12 protein-coding genes, 1 tRNA gene and 1 other RNA gene are annotated in these 13,792 nt (G+C 70.6%); 3 read left to right on the top strand and 11 right to left on the bottom strand.

Going from position 1 to position 13,792, the window contains the following annotated elements; genetic code table 11:
- Positions 1 to 98 precede the first annotated feature (98 nt).
- The 4 genes from ABZS69_RS50105 to ABZS69_RS50120 form a co-directional block, all read right to left on the bottom strand.
- On the bottom strand, positions 99 to 374 hold the full coding sequence (locus ABZS69_RS50105; RefSeq protein ID WP_355386920.1) for a YkvA family protein: 276 nt from the start codon (positions 372 to 374) through the stop codon (positions 99 to 101).
- Positions 375 to 527: 153 nt separating this feature from the next.
- Positions 528 to 1,946, bottom strand: a complete 1,419-nt coding sequence (locus ABZS69_RS50110) for an amidase (protein WP_355386923.1) — start codon at positions 1,944 to 1,946, stop codon at positions 528 to 530.
- 52 nt (positions 1,947 to 1,998) lie between these two features.
- The gene (locus ABZS69_RS50115; RefSeq protein WP_355386926.1) at positions 1,999 to 2,955 is read right to left on the bottom strand and encodes an LLM class F420-dependent oxidoreductase; all 957 of its coding nucleotides are present in this window, start codon (positions 2,953 to 2,955) and stop codon (positions 1,999 to 2,001) included.
- Between the two features lie 69 nt (positions 2,956 to 3,024).
- Positions 3,025 to 3,693: a TetR family transcriptional regulator gene (locus ABZS69_RS50120; protein WP_355386929.1), complete on the bottom strand. Its 669-nt coding sequence runs from the start codon at positions 3,691 to 3,693 to the stop codon at positions 3,025 to 3,027.
- Between the two features lie 379 nt (positions 3,694 to 4,072).
- Here ABZS69_RS50120 and ABZS69_RS50125 point away from each other — a divergent pair, with 379 nt between their 5' ends.
- The gene (locus ABZS69_RS50125; protein ID WP_355386932.1) at positions 4,073 to 4,831 is read left to right on the top strand and encodes a hypothetical protein; all 759 of its coding nucleotides are present in this window, start codon (positions 4,073 to 4,075) and stop codon (positions 4,829 to 4,831) included.
- A 125-nt stretch (positions 4,832 to 4,956) separates the two neighbouring features.
- Here the strand turns inward: ABZS69_RS50125 and ABZS69_RS50130 are convergent, their stop codons facing one another.
- The 5 genes from ABZS69_RS50130 to ABZS69_RS50150 form a co-directional block, all read right to left on the bottom strand.
- Entirely contained in the window at positions 4,957 to 6,042 is a 1,086-nt protein-coding gene (locus tag ABZS69_RS50130) for an aspartate-semialdehyde dehydrogenase (protein ID WP_355386935.1), read from the bottom strand.
- Entirely contained in the window at positions 6,039 to 7,313 is a 1,275-nt protein-coding gene (locus ABZS69_RS50135) for an aspartate kinase (RefSeq protein ID WP_355386938.1), read from the bottom strand. Before ABZS69_RS50135 ends, ABZS69_RS50130 begins: the two co-directional genes overlap by 4 nt.
- Before the next feature lie 84 nt (positions 7,314 to 7,397).
- Positions 7,398 to 7,925, bottom strand: coding sequence for a DUF5063 domain-containing protein (locus tag ABZS69_RS50140; RefSeq protein WP_355386941.1), 528 nt, complete (start codon positions 7,923 to 7,925; stop codon positions 7,398 to 7,400).
- A complete protein-coding gene (gene recR / locus ABZS69_RS50145) occupies positions 7,918 to 8,517 on the bottom strand; it encodes a recombination mediator RecR (RefSeq protein WP_319708229.1) in 600 nt (199 codons plus the stop codon). Before recR ends, ABZS69_RS50140 begins: the two co-directional genes overlap by 8 nt.
- A 2-nt stretch (positions 8,518 to 8,519) precedes the next feature.
- Positions 8,520 to 8,870, bottom strand: a complete 351-nt coding sequence (locus ABZS69_RS50150) for a YbaB/EbfC family nucleoid-associated protein (RefSeq protein WP_139629532.1) — start codon at positions 8,868 to 8,870, stop codon at positions 8,520 to 8,522.
- A 309-nt stretch (positions 8,871 to 9,179) separates the two neighbouring features.
- Here ABZS69_RS50150 and ABZS69_RS50155 point away from each other — a divergent pair, with 309 nt between their 5' ends.
- Entirely contained in the window at positions 9,180 to 10,589 is a 1,410-nt protein-coding gene (locus ABZS69_RS50155) for a GAF domain-containing protein (protein WP_355386946.1), read from the top strand.
- 232 nt (positions 10,590 to 10,821) lie between these two features.
- On the opposite strand, the gene ABZS69_RS50160 is transcribed toward ABZS69_RS50155, so the two are convergent.
- Together ABZS69_RS50160 and ffs are read right to left on the bottom strand one after the other, a co-directional pair.
- The gene (locus ABZS69_RS50160; protein WP_355386948.1) at positions 10,822 to 13,329 is read right to left on the bottom strand and encodes a DNA polymerase III subunit gamma and tau; all 2,508 of its coding nucleotides are present in this window, start codon (positions 13,327 to 13,329) and stop codon (positions 10,822 to 10,824) included.
- A 31-nt stretch (positions 13,330 to 13,360) separates the two neighbouring features.
- Positions 13,361 to 13,456, bottom strand: an RNA gene (gene ffs, locus ABZS69_RS50165) — signal recognition particle sRNA small type.
- A gap of 86 nt (positions 13,457 to 13,542) precedes the next feature.
- Here ffs and ABZS69_RS50170 point away from each other — a divergent pair.
- Positions 13,543 to 13,627: transfer RNA gene (locus tag ABZS69_RS50170), tRNA-Ser, on the top strand.
- Positions 13,628 to 13,792: the final 165 nt, after the last annotated feature.

Below are 13,792 nucleotides of genomic sequence, written 5' to 3' on the forward strand. Positions count from 1 at the left end.
GCCATCGACCGGACCACCTACAAAGCCACCATCAGCATCAACATGATCCCGGCCAGCCCTTGACGCGCTACCCCAGCCCTAACTGAACGGCGTTGGATCTAGCCCTCTTCCTCGACCAGCCTGGCCTGGATGACGTTCCGCTCGTGCTCGACGAAGCGCCCGCTCTCGCCGAGCAGCGTGGCGACGAGCCACAGGAACACGCCGAAGTCGTCGACCACGCCGATCATCATCAGGAAGTCGGGCACCACGTCGACGGGTGACACGATGTAGACCACGCCGAGTCCGAGCAGGGCGAGCCTGCTCTTGCCCATGCCCGCGTACTGTCCGCGCATGACCGCGCCGACCATCCGCGGGATCGCCCGGACCCTGGTCATCAGACCGGGCGACCCAGGCTTGGTCACCTCGCGGTAAGTCCGCCAAGCCGCCGCCGTCCGTGCTGCCTTCGCCATCATGAGGAACCCCCTACCCCCGGCTTCTCACGACATAACGCGTCGGGACCGCCACGAGTTCCTGACCGCCCGGCAGGATCAGCGCAGCGCCGCGTGCTCGAACGGCCTGGCCTGCTCGATCTGCGCGGCCACCCGGACGAGCAGGTCCTCCCGTCCGGCCGCCGCCACGAGCTGCACGCCCACCGGCAGGCCGGCCCCGGTGCTGTGCAGGGGCAACGAGATGGCCGGCTGCCCGGTCGCGTTGATCGGCGAGGTGAAGGCCACGGCGTGCGCCGTCCGCCCGAACGCGACGCTGAGGTCCTCCGGCGGGATCCAGCCCAGCGGGAACGGCTCGACGCCCAGCGAGGGCATCAGCAGCAGGTCGTGGCCCGCGCTCCACCACGCGGCCATGCGGCGGCGGTAGCCGTCCACCCACTGGGTGGCCAGGATGTGGTCGGCCGCGCTGCGCGTGCGGGCGGCGCCGAGCATGGCGACGTTCCGTGGCTCCAGCTCCTCCGGCCGGACGGGCTCGCCGCGCAGCTCGCCCAGGCTGTTCACGTGCGCGGCGAGGTTGTCGGCCACGATGGCGCCGAAGTACTGGCCGAACTCGGGCTCGGCGAGCGCCCCGGGGCCGCCGGGCGCGACGTCGTGGCCGAGCGCCTCCAGCAGCGCGGCGGCCCTGGTCACCGCCTCGGCCAGCGCGGGCACCTCGGGCACGGCCCCGTTGGGATGCCTCGTGACGAACCCGACCCGCAGCCGCCCCGGCTCCCTGCCCACCTCGTCGGCCAGCGGACCGGGCAGCGCGGGGGCGTCGTACGGGTCGCCGGACCGCAGCCCGGACACGACGTCGAGCGCCGCCGCCGTGTCGCGCACGGTCCTGGTGACGAATCCCGGGCACGAGAACCCGCTCCACCCCTCTCCCATGACCGGCCCCAGGCTCACGCGCCCACGCGTCGGTTTGAGCCCCACCAGGCCGCACAGGGACGCGGGGATGCGGATCGAGCCGCCGCCGTCGCTGGCGGTGGCCACCGCGACCATCCCGGCCGCCACCGCCGCCGCCGAGCCCCCGCTCGAGCCGCCCGCCGAGTACGCCGGGTCGTACGGGTTGTGAGTGGGCCCGAACGCCACCGGCTCCGTGGTGATCGTGCTGCCGAACTCCGGGGTGTTCGTCCGCCCGAGCAGCACGAACCCGGCCTCGCGCAGGCTCACGACGCCGTAGCCGTCCACGCCGGGCTCGACGCCGTCACGTACGTTCGAGCCCGCGCTGTAGGGCTCGCCCGACTCGCGCCACCCGAGGTCCTTCAGCAGGATGGGCACGCCGCGGAAGGGCGCCTCCTTGGGGATGGAGTCGATCTCCGCCAGCGCCCGCTCGAACCGGCGGTGGATGACCGCGTTCAGCTCGCCGTCGCGGGCCTCGATGCGGGCGATGGCGGCCTCGGCCAGCTCCCTGGCCGTCAACTGCCCGTCCCTGACCGCCTGCGCCTGGCCGACCGCGTCCAGCCTGAGCACGTCGTCCATGCACCCTCCTACGCTTGGGGAGCCACGCCTTGGGGAGCCACGCCTTCGGGGGCTACGCCTTGGGGGCCAGCTCGCGTACGGCCTGCTCGATGGAGATCTCACCGCCCGGGATGGGCGCGAGGACGGGGGTGTCCAGCCCGTTGTCCACGTATTCCTGGATCCTGGCCCGGCAGGTGGCCGCGTCGCCGTGCACGATCAGGGCGTCGACCACCTCGTCGGGGATCGCCTTGAGCGCCGCCTGCCGGTCACCGGCCTGCCAGGCCTCGTGCATGGGCCGCAGCGCCTCGCCCCGGCCCAGCCAGTCGTGGAAGGCGGCGTACACCGGGACGGTCAGGTAGGTGGCCAGCATCCACCTGGCCATCTCGCGCACGCGGCCGGTGTCCTCGCTGACGCAGACGAACAGGCGGGCGATCAGCTCGGTGCCCTCCCCGATCTCGGCACGCACCTTGCGCACGTCGTCGGGCGAGAGCCAGTTCGTGATCGCGCCGTCGGCCTCCTCCGCTGCCAGGTGGAGCATCCTGGGCCGCAGCGCGGCCAGCACGATCTTCGGCGGGAGCTCGGGGGCCCGCTCCAGCTTGAACCCCTTGACGGCGAACGTCTCGTACGTCTCCGAGACCTTCTCCCCGGCCAGTGCCTTCTTCAGGAAGCGCAGCGTGTCGCGCGTGCGCGCGAAGGGCTTGTCGAAGCGTCCCGCGTTCCACCGCTCGACGATCGCCGGCGAGGAGGCGCCGATGCCCAGCACGAACCGCTCGGGCGCCAGGTCGGCCAGCGTGGCCGCGGACATGGCCAGCAGCCCCGGGCCGCGCGTCGAGACGGGCACGATGGCGCTGCCCAGCCTGATCCCCGGCGCCCACTGCGCGGCCATCGCCAGCGGCACGAACCCGTCGGCCCCGTTGACCTCGGCGGACCACGCGTCGGTGTAGCCCAGCCCGGGCAGCTCCGCGATCAGCTCCTGCGACTTCGACAGCGGGCGGTCGTAGAAGGGGATGGTCATGCCCCAGTTGCTCATGCGCGGCCTCCAAGCGCCTCCGAGCCAGCCTCGGCCACGCTCACCCTACCAACCGACCGGTATGGCGTCCTAGGCCCGCAACTCGTGGACCGCCGCGATGAAGTCCTTCGTGATCCCCCTCAGCCCCGGCAGGTGCGACAGCCCGACCAGCCGGTCCACCAGCGGCACCGTCACCTCGATCAGCCGGTAGGTGCGCGCGCAGCCCGGCGAGGTGTCGTGCACCCAGAACAGCACCATGCCCATGGACAGCAGCCAGAGCAGCTCGGGCAGTTCCTCGCGCAGCTCGGCGTTCATGCGGTCGCGCGACCCCTCGACGACCTGCCGGTAGATCCCGATGGAGGCCTCACGGGCCGGGGAGGACTGCGCGCTGAACGGGCTCAGCGGGTTGGTCGGCTCGGCCGCGTGCTTGTAGAACTTCACGGCGAACTCGTGGTAGGGCTCGGAAACGCGTACCCACTCGCGTAGCACGCCGCTCAACCTGGCCGCGAACGACGTCTCGGTGGCCAGGAACTCCCTGCAGGCCTCCTCGTGCTCGGCCTGGGCGCGGCCGTAGTACGCCTGGATCAACGCCTCTTTGCTCTCGAAGTAGTAGTAGGCGTTGCCCACGGACACCCCGGCCTCGGCGGCGATGGCACGCATCGTGGTCGCGTCGAAACCGCGCTCCCTGAACAACCGCAATGCCGTCTCGACGATGACGTCTCGGGTGCTCTCCGATCCTCGGTTTCGGGCTTCGGACACGTTCGTCACTTTACGTCGTGAAGGGGCGTCGAGCAGAAAACCCGCTCATCAGGCTGCTGTCCGGCTGTCGTGTTGAGTCAGGCCCATAGCAGCAGTCCAAGTTAGCAGGTTTTCCAGTCCAAGGTCATGTAGCCGCACGGTGATCACCGCCACAAGGCAAAGTTGCACCTGCGGCATGAGTTATCTCCTGTGAAAGGTGGGATTGTCGTTTCAGGCGGAAGGGCTATTTCCGCGAAAAGGCATCGACATGTGGATACGTGGAACAGTGCGCCTCGCTGTAGTCGCACTGCTCGGCATTGAGATAACCATAATCGCGCTGGCCTCGGCCGCTTCAGCCGCCACCCACCCCGATGGGGCGCCTGGGCCGGACAGCCAGAACATGGCCGGACCCGACGACTCGGAGTACGAGGTCGGGCCGCGACCGGACGGGCCCTGGGGGTTCGAACGGCTCATGGCGGCCGGTGACGCGGTCGCCGACACGCCGGACTGGCCCTTTGGCGGATCGTCCGCCACACGGGACCGGTGGGCGGAGGCGCCGGCCGACGACTGGAGGACGGCCCGCGTGCGCCGGCCCGCACAGTTCGCGATCATCGACCCGTCGTCGACGGCGATGCGATCTACGGCCACCAAAGCCGCGAGGAGCCGCGCACGTGCCGGGGTGGCACGGATCGCCCGGATACGGCCGCGCGCGGCGCACAGGCGCGCTGAAGTCGATCTGACGCGTGTCCTGCCGCGCTACGGGGCCATGCACATGTCCCACGCCCTGGCCACCGACTGGCTGAGGAGCGGGGGCGTGCGGACGAAGTCGACCGGCAACTGTTCCAGCAAGCACGTGCACCACTGCACGTCGCTCGACTCGGTGCGGACCGGCACGATCGCCCGGATGATCGAGCTGAAGCGCGAGAGCGGCTGCCCGATCATGGTGACCGGCGGCACGGAGGCGGGCCACGCGTCCGGCCAGTACAGCCACGGCAACGGCTACAAGCTCGACATTTCCCACAACGGCTGCATCGACCGGCACATCACGCGCAACCACGCGAAGGCCGGCGTGCGCAGCGACGGCTCCCGGCTCTACCGCTCCGGCTCAGGCACGATCTTCGCCGACGAGAGCGACCACTGGGACATCCTCTTCCGGTGACAGGGCCTGCTGACAAGGCCCGGTGAAGGGACGCCGCGCGGGGAGCGCACGGCGTCACACCACCCCGGACAGCCCGGACGGCGGACGCCGCGCGGAACGCACGGCGTCACACCATCCGGACGGGACTACAGCTCGCCGGCGACCAGCTCGGCGATCTCCGCCGCGTTGAGCGCCGCACCCTTGCGCAGGTTGTCCCCGCACACGAACAGGTCGAGCGTGTTGGGGAAGTCGACCGCCTGACGGATGCGGCCCACGTAGGTCGGGTCGTTGCCCACCACGTCGAGGGGCGTCGGGAAGACCCCGTTGGCCGGGTCGTCCATGAGGACCACCGTCGGCGCCGCCTCAAGGACGCGGTGCGCGTCGGCGACCGTGATCTCGCGCTCGAACCGCGCGTGCACGGCCAGCGAGTGGGTCGTGATCACCGGCACGCGCACGCAGGTCGCGGAGACCTTGAGGTCGGGGATGCCGAGGATCTTGCGGGACTCGTTGCGGAGCTTGAGCTCCTCGGAGGCCCAGCCGCCGTCCTTGTAGGAGCCGGCCCACGGCACCACGTTGAACGCGATGGGCGCGGGGAACGGCGAGTCGTCGGGCAGCTTGTTGGCCAGCACCTTGCGTACGTCACCGGCCGCCTGGCCGACCGTACGGTCGCCCGCCAGCGCCTCGATCTCGTCGTAGAGCCGCGCCGAACCCGCCACGCCGGCGCCCGACACCGCCTGGTAGGAGGCGACGACCAGCTCCGTGAGCGTGAACTCGGCGTGCAGCGCCCCCATCGCCGCCATCATCGACAGCGTCGTGCAGTTGGGGGTCGAGATGATGTTGCGCGGCCGGGTGCGGGCGTCGAGCGGGTTGACCTCGGGCACGACCAGCGGCACGTCCGGCTCCATCCGGAACGTCCCCGACTTGTCGATCGCGATCGCGCCGCGCTCGGCCGCGATCGGCACCCACACCGCCGACACCTCGTCGGGCACGTCGAAGATCGCGATGTCGATGCCGTCGAACACCTCGGGCGCGAGGGCCTGCACGACGATGTCCTCGCCGCGCACCTGGAGCACCTTGCCCGCCGAACGCGGCGAGGCGACGAGACGGATCTCGCCCCAGATGTCCTCACGCGACGACACGATGTCGCGCATTACGGAGCCTACGGCTCCTGTGGCGCCGATCAGGGCGAGATTGACGTTTCTACTTGGGCGTGTCTGCGACACGACGCTCATCGTCCACTACCTCCGTACACCACGGCTTCGACCTGGTCGGCGTCGAGCTTGAACGCGCGGTGGGCGGCCTGCACGGCCGTGTCGACCCCGTCCTGCTCGACGACCACTGAGATGCGGATCTCCGAGGTGGAGATCATCTCGATGTTGACCCCCGCGTCGGCGAGGGCCGCGAAGAACGTCGCCGTGACGCCGGGGTGCGAGCGCATGCCCGCGCCGATCAGCGACACCTTCCCGATCTGGTCGTCGAAGAGCAGCGACTCGTAACCGATCTGGCCCTGGATCTTCTTCAGCGACGACAGCGCCGTCTGGGCGTCGGCCGTCGGCAGCGTGAAGGAGATGTCCGTGCGGCCCGTGGCCGCGGCCGAGACGTTCTGCACGATCATGTCGATGTTGATCTCGGCGTCGGCCAGCGTTTTGAAGATCGAGGCAGCCTCTCCGACCTTGTCGGGGACCCCGACAACAGTGATCTTGGCCTCGCTCCGGTCGTGCGCGACGCCGGAGATGATCGGCTGCTCCATCTCGGTTCCTTCGGTGTAAGGGTCGGAGATGACCCAGGTGCCTTCCTTGGTGCTGAACGAGCTGCGCACGTGAATCGGCAGGTCGAACCGCCGGGCGTATTCGACGCAACGCAGGTGCAGGATCTTCGAGCCGCAGGCGGCCATCTCCATCATCTCGTCGTACGAGATCCTGGGGATCTGCTGCGCCGCGGGCACGATGCGCGGGTCGGCGGTGAACACGCCGTCGACGTCGGTGTAGATCTCGCAGACGTCGGCCTGCAGGGCCGCCGCCAGCGCCACCGCCGTGGTGTCGGACCCGCCGCGGCCCAGGGTGGTGATGTCCTTGGTGTCCTGCGACACGCCCTGGAACCCGGCCACGATCGCGATGTTGCCCTGATCGATCGCCTCACGGATGCGGCTGGGCGTCACGTCGATGATGCGCGCCTTGCCGTGGATGGAGTTGGTGATCACGCCTGCCTGCGAGCCGGTGAACGAACGGGCCTCGTGGCCGAGGTTGGCGATCGCCATCGCCAGCAGGGCCATCGAGATGCGCTCGCCCGAGGTCAGCAGCATGTCGAGCTCGCGGCCCGGGGGCAGCGGCGACACCTGCTCGGCCAGGTCGAGCAGCTCGTCCGTCGTGTCGCCCATCGCGGAGACGATCACGACCACGTCGTTGCCGGCTTTTTTCGTCGCGACGATCCGCTGCGCGACCCGCTTGATGCAGGACGCGTCGGCGACGGACGAACCACCGTACTTTTGCACAACGAGCGCCACGAGAGTCTCCCGGTCTGGACTGTGAGGTGCCAGTCTACTGGGGGCTTCTCATGAACCCGATGGGCCGTACCACTATCTGGACGATCAGACGGTGGTCTCCTCGGCGACGTCCAGGCGCGAGTGCGCGGCCAGAGCCTGGAGCGCGCGCATCGCGGCGCCCGCGTGGTTGCCCCAGGTGTTGAAGTAGGAGTACTGCCACCACCAGAGCGCCTCGTGGGGCCGCCCCGCGTGGTAGTGGCGCAGGCCGTGGATGAGGTCGGCCGCGACCGCGGTCAGGTCGTCGGAGAGCCGGTAGGGCGTGACGCCGGTGTCCTTGTACGGGTCGAACACCTCGGCGTAGTCGTCGACCGGCCCCAGCCGCTCGGCCAGCGCGGTGCGCACGCCGTCGATGTCGGGATCCTCGCTCATGGCCGGCTCGTAGTTGCCCGCGAGGATCACGTCACGATTGGCCCCGAGTTTGGCGCCGGCCAGGCTGACCTGAGCGACCTCCACCAGCAGCAGCGACCAGATGGCGTCTCCGCCCTCGCCGCCCGCGACCCTGGTCAGGCCGTCAACGTAGTCCTGCGCATGACCGGAGATCTCCTCCGCCAGCGCACTCCACTGGTCAGACATCCAGCAGCCTCCGTCCTTCGAACGCGCGGCCCAAGGTCACCTCGTCGGCGTACTCGAGGTCACCGCCAACAGGCAGACCGCTGGCCAGTCGTGTCACTTTGATGCCCATCGGCTTGACCAGACGGGCGAGGTAGGTAGCCGTCGCCTCGCCCTCGAGGTTGGGATCGGTGGCGAGGATGAGCTCGGTGACCCGGCCGTCCGCCAGACGTGTCATGAGCTCGCGGATGCGCAGGTCGTCGGGGCCGATGCCGTCGATCGGGCTGATCGCGCCGCCGAGCACGTGGTACGTGCCGCGGAACTCACGCGTCTTCTCGATCGCGACGACGTCCTTCGACTCCTCCACCACACATATCACGTGGGTGTCGCGGCGCGGGTCACGACAGATCCGACACTCCTCTTCCGAGGCCACGTTTCCGCAGACCCGGCAGAAGCGGACCTTCTCCTTGACCTCCAGCAGGGCGTGCGCCAGCCGCTTGACGTCGGCTGGATCGGCCGCCAGCAGGTGGAACGCGATCCGCTGCGCGCTCTTGGGACCGACGCCGGGCAGCATGCCCAGCTCGTCGATCAGGTTCTGGACGACACCCTCGTACATGCCTAGAACCCTGGCAGCTGTCCGAGGCCGCCGCCACCCAGTCCCTGGGCCAGCGGGCCGAGCTTCTCCTGCTGCAGGTCGGCGGCCGCGCGGACGGCGTCGCGGACGGCCGCGATCACCAGGTCGGCGATCGTGTCCGCGGTGTCCTGCGCATCCCCGGCGTCGATCACGCTCGGGTCGATCTTGAGCTCCAGCAGCTCGCCCGAGCCGTTGACCACGGCCGTGACCAGGCCACCGCCCGATGAGCCCTCGATCTGCGCGTCGTTGAGCTCCTGCTGGGCGCTCACAAGCTGCTGCTGCATGAGCTGGGCCTGCTCCAGCAGCTGCTGCAGGTTGACATCCCCTGGGTTCACCGTCGTGCGCTCCTCGTGGCTCCGCGTTCTTGACTGCCACGAGCCTACGGGGTTTGGGCGTCGTCCTGTACTGGTGCCGCCCTACCTGGGATGTTTTTTGGCCGGATCTCGGCCCCCCTCCAGCGTCCGAGACCCGGCCACCACGTCGGCGGAGCGGCCGCACCACGCCGACGCGTTGCCACAGGACGTTAACGACTTGAACGTTGCACACACGTTGCGTTCATTCAATCACCCTCTGCAATCCCCCCGAATGACTTGCGCGGACCGCCTTCAAGACGGATGCTCTTTGGTGACTACTTGGAGTGACCGATGAGTTACGCCCACCTTGATGCGTACTCGCGCCTGCTACGCGGAGCGCACGAAGCGGCGGCGGCCGGCGGCCCGCGGCCGGAGCTGCCCCGCCGCCTGATCACCGCCTCCTGGCAACGGTCGATGGAGGCCGGGATCGATCCGGAGAGCAAGAGCGCTCCCCTGGTCGTCGACCTCTCCCGCATCAAGGACATCCGCCAGGAGCATCTCCTGCAGCCGTTGCTGCCCCTCATCGCCCAGACGCTCTCCAGCCTGGCCGGCGAGGTCCTGATCGTCACCGACGGGGACGGGCGGGTGCTGTGGCGCGAGGGCGACCACGCGATCCTGCGCCAGGCGGACCAGATCGGTCTGGCCGACGGGCACCAATGGGCCGAGGGCACGGTCGGCACCAACGGCATCGGCACCGCGCTCGAAGCGGGCCTGCCCGTGCACGTGTACTCGGAAGAGCACCTCATGCGGGTGCTGCACATCTGGTCGTGCAGCGCCGCCCCGATCACCGACCCGGACTCGGGCCTGATCGTCGGCTGCGTCGACGTCAGCGGCACCTCGCGCAGCCTCCACCCCGCCACCGTCGCGCTGGTCGCCGCCACGGCCAAGCTCACCGAGACCCAGCTCGCGCTGCGCATGCACGAACGCGACGAGCGCCTGCGCCGCCGCTTCGAGTCCCTGCGCGGGCGGCCAGGGGTCCTGCTGTCGTCCACCGGCCGCGTGCTCTCCGGCGACCCGGCCGGCACCCTGGGCGAGCGCATCCGCCTGTCCGGCCATCGGGTGATACTCCAGGACGGGTCCGCCGCCGTGCTCGAACCGTTCTCCGACGGCTTCCTGCTGCGGCTCACGCCGTCCGCGGCGCCGCCCACGCTCGCCCTGTCCTTCCTGGGCGAGGGGCAGCCCGTGGCCACGTTCGGCGAGCTCGACCGGCCGCTCTCGCTCCGGCACGCCGAGATCCTGGCGCTGCTCGCACTGCATCCGCACGGCCTGACGGCCGAGCAGCTCTCGTTCCACCTCTACGGCGACTACGGCAACCCCGTGACCATCAGGGCCGAGATCCACCGGCTGCGGGCCCAGCTCGGGGAGGCCATCGCGGCCAAGCCGTACCGGCTGACCTGCCCGGTGGAGGCCGACTTCCTGGAGGTCCGCCGCCACCTGTCGGCGAACGACACGCGCGCGCTGGCCCGCGCCTACCGGGGCCCGCTGCTGCTCCGCTCGGAGTCTCCGGAGCTCCGCCGCGAACGGGACGAGCTGGAGGCGCAGGTACGCGCCTGCCTGCTGCGGCATGGGTCGCCGGAGGAGCTGTGGGCGTACGCGCAGACCTGCAACGGCCGTGACGACTACGAGGTCCTGGAGCGCCTGGCCGCCCTCCCCCCTACCGACCCCCGCTCCGCGGCCGCCCGCTCCCGCCTCTGCCCCTGACGCCCAGGCACGGCCTCGGACGTGATCTCGGGTGTGATCCCGGGCGCGGCCTTGGGTGCGGTCGCACGCACGACACCGGGCGCAACCTCTCACACGACCACGGGTGCAACCTCTCGCGCGACTTCTCGCACGACCACGGATGCGACCCCACTCGTGACCACGGATGCAACCTCATCCGCAACCTCTGGCACGACCACAGGCGCGACCTCACCCGCGGCCATGGGATGCGGCCTCAGGTGTGGTCGATCTCGCCGATCACCTGTGCGCCGAGCTCACGTTCCAGCAGGGCCATGCCGGACACCGCGTCCACGTCGGCGTCGGCGTCGTTCAGGGGGTCGACGTCGTCCGATTCCGGGCCCTTGCTACGGCTCGGGACGGTCTCCGGCCAGGCCGCGGCGCCGCCACGGGCGGCCGGGACGCGGGGACCCGCCTGGGCCGCGGCCCTGGCCGCCGACCTCGCGGCGGCCAGCCCCTTCCCGACTGCCGCGCCGGAGGGCTGGTGGGCGGCGGCGGAGACGGTGTTCGTGGGGTCGGGGGCCGGCGGGGAGCCGGGGCTGAGGTCGTCGGGGGCGTCGGGCCAGGACTCGTCCGTGGTCTGATGCCCGTTGGCCTCAGCCGGGGGGTGGCCCGGGCCAGGCTCCTGAGCGTCCCCGTCGTCCTGGGACCCGCCGTGCGAGGCCGTACGCCCTTGAGAGCCGTGAGCACCCGACCCGCCTTGAGCACCCTGGGCACCCGGCCCGACCTGGGCGCCGGGAACGCCGTGGGCACCGGGAACGCCGTGGGCGCCGGCGGGTCCGGGCGGGCCGGAGGGCGCGGCTGCGTGCGGGCCGGTCGAACCGGGCGCCGCGCCGTGGCCTCCCGCCGGGCCGCCGTGCGACGGCGGGCGGGGAGCGCTTCGGGACGGGGCCGGGGAGCCGCCGACGACCGCTTCGACGCGCCACGTGCCGCCGAGCACGTCGACGAGCGCGCTGGCCACGACGGCGTCCTTGCCGCCGCCCGTGAAGTTCTTCATCGCGCCGACCTGGGTGAAGCCCAGGGTGACGACGTTGCCTTCCACGCCCACGACCTGGGCGTTGGTGCTCACGTTCGCCCAGACGACGATGCTGCGCTGCTTGAGCGCGGCCAGCACGGCGGCCCACTGCGCCTGAATGGCACCCGCGCCACCGCCGGTTGGAGCGCCACCGCCGACGGGAGCGCCAGCGCTGGGCTGTCCGCCGCTTGCCGCCTGGGGCGCGCTCACGGCCGGGGCCGCCTGCGTCACGGAAGGCGAGCCCGGACGAGCGGTCTCGGGCCAGTCGCCAGCCCCCGCGGCACCGGAACCGGCAGCGGCCGGGGCCGCCACTTCACCCGCACCCCCAGCGCCCGCCGGAGCCGAGGCGCCGCCCTGACCGGACGAAGCACCCGGCCGAGGAACAGGCACCGCACCGGGACCGGGCACGGAGGCCGTACCAGCCGAACCGGAAACGGCCGAACCGGAAACGGGCGGGCCGGAAACCGGCGGGGCGGAAACGGATGCGACCGGAACGGATGCAACCGGTGCGGAGGCGACCGGGGCGGCGGCTCTCGCGGCCATCTGGGCGACGGCCCCACCACGCTCAAGGCGTTCGACGCGGGCGAGCAGCGCCTCCTCGCCCTGCGCCGCGCCCGGAAGCAGAACACGGGCGCACATCAGCTCAAGCAGCAGCCGAGGCGAGGTGGCGCCGCGCATCTCGGTGAGACCGGCGTTGAAGACCTCGGCCGCCCGGGTGAGCTCCGCCGGGCCCATCGAGGCGGCCTGCTGCACCAGGCGCTCCAGCTCGTCGGCGGGCCGGTCGAGCAGGCCGCTCGACGCCGCCTCGGGGACGTTCGCCAGGATGACCAGGTCACGGAAGCGTTCGAGCAGGTCGGAGGCGAAGCGGCGGGGGTCGTGGCCGCCCTCGATCACCCGGTTGACCGCGTGGAACACCTGCCCGCCGGCACGCGCCGCGAACGCGTTGACGACCTCGTCGAGCAGGTCTCCGTCCGTGTAGCCGAGCAGGGAGACGGCCTTGGCGTACGTGATGCCGTCCTCCTCGGCCCCGGCGAGGAGCTGGTCGAGGATCGACAGCGAGTCACGCGCCGAGCCCGCGCCCGCCCGCACGACGAGGGGCAGCGCATTGGGCTCGAAGGGCACACTCTCGGAGGTGAGGATCTCCTCCAGCAGCGCCTTGAGCGTCGCGGGCGGCATCAGCCTGAACGGGTAGTGGTGCGTACGCGACTTGATCGTGCCGATGACCTTTTCCGGCTCGGTCGTCGCGAAGATGAACTTCAGGTGCGGCGGGGGCTCCTCGACGAGCTTGAGCAGCGCGTTGAAACCCTCGCGGGTCACCATGTGCGCCTCGTCGATGATGTAGATCTTGTAGCGCGCGGAGACCGGGGCGAAGAACGCCCGCTCCCTCAGGTCACGCGCGTCGTCCACGCCACCGTGCGAGGCGGCGTCGATCTCGATGACGTCCAGGTGGCCGGGACCGGTCGGGGCGAGCGCGACACACGACTCGCAGACACCGCACGGGTCGGGCGTCGGCCCCTGCTCGCAGTTGAGAGAACGCGCCAGGATGCGGGCGCTGGAGGTCTTGCCGCACCCGCGAGGACCGCTGAACAGGTAGGCGTGGTTGATCCGCCTCGTACGCAACGCCTGCCGCAGCGGGTCTGTGACGTGCTCCTGACCCTTGACCTCGGCGAACGTCCCGGGCCGGTACTTGCGGTAAAGCGCAAGGCTCATGCGACCATCCCGCCTGCGAGGGGGCTCTCAACGAAGAGACCCCTCGCACACCCGCCAGAGCCCGCTTATCCTTGCTGCCTTCCGGCCCTGGGGAGGTTCACAGGATGACGCCGCGCGAGGGGTCCCTGCACAGTCTAGCCGGATCACGCAGTGCTTGCTCCACCCCGGAAAAGGTGGTCCGCGCACGCCCAGAAGTCCGGTAAGCTCGTCGACGGAGGATTCGCCTAGTGGCCGAGGGCGCACGCTTGGAAAGCGTGTATAGGGCAACCTATCAGGGGTTCAAATCCCCTATCCTCCGCGCCTGGTTGAGGCAGTAAACGCGAAGGGGCCGACCCCATCCAAGTCGGCCCCTTTCGCTATTCGGGTCTCAGTTTGGGTCTCAGTTAGCCTTTCCAGAGCCCCTGTCTGCCTCCCAGATGAGACCCCCGACTTGCTTGGCCACGGTCTGCCGGATGCCGTCTGA

It is taken from the genome of Nonomuraea sp. NPDC005650 (assembly GCF_040605375.1).
Lineage (GTDB): Bacteria > Actinomycetota > Actinomycetes > Streptosporangiales > Streptosporangiaceae > Nonomuraea.

Bases quoted from the DNA above. Each gene is read 5' to 3' on its own strand.
- ABZS69_RS50130 (WP_355386935.1), bottom strand. From the start codon at position 6,042: ATGAGCGTCGTGTCGCAGACACGCCCAAGTAGAAACGTCAATCTCGCC.
- ABZS69_RS50155 (WP_355386946.1), top strand. From the start codon at position 9,180: ATGAGTTACGCCCACCTTGATGCGTACTCGCGCCTGCTACGCGGAGCG.
- recR (WP_319708229.1), bottom strand. From the start codon at position 8,517: ATGTACGAGGGTGTCGTCCAGAACCTGATCGACGAGCTGGGCATGCTG.
- ABZS69_RS50110 (WP_355386923.1), bottom strand. From the start codon at position 1,946: ATGGACGACGTGCTCAGGCTGGACGCGGTCGGCCAGGCGCAGGCGGTC.
- ABZS69_RS50140 (WP_355386941.1), bottom strand. From the start codon at position 7,925: ATGTCTGACCAGTGGAGTGCGCTGGCGGAGGAGATCTCCGGTCATGCG.
- ABZS69_RS50105 (WP_355386920.1), bottom strand. From the start codon at position 374: ATGACCAGGGTCCGGGCGATCCCGCGGATGGTCGGCGCGGTCATGCGC.
- ABZS69_RS50160 (WP_355386948.1), bottom strand. From the start codon at position 13,329: ATGAGCCTTGCGCTTTACCGCAAGTACCGGCCCGGGACGTTCGCCGAG.
- ABZS69_RS50125 (WP_355386932.1), top strand. From the start codon at position 4,073: ATGGCCGGACCCGACGACTCGGAGTACGAGGTCGGGCCGCGACCGGAC.
- ABZS69_RS50115 (WP_355386926.1), bottom strand. From the start codon at position 2,955: ATGAGCAACTGGGGCATGACCATCCCCTTCTACGACCGCCCGCTGTCG.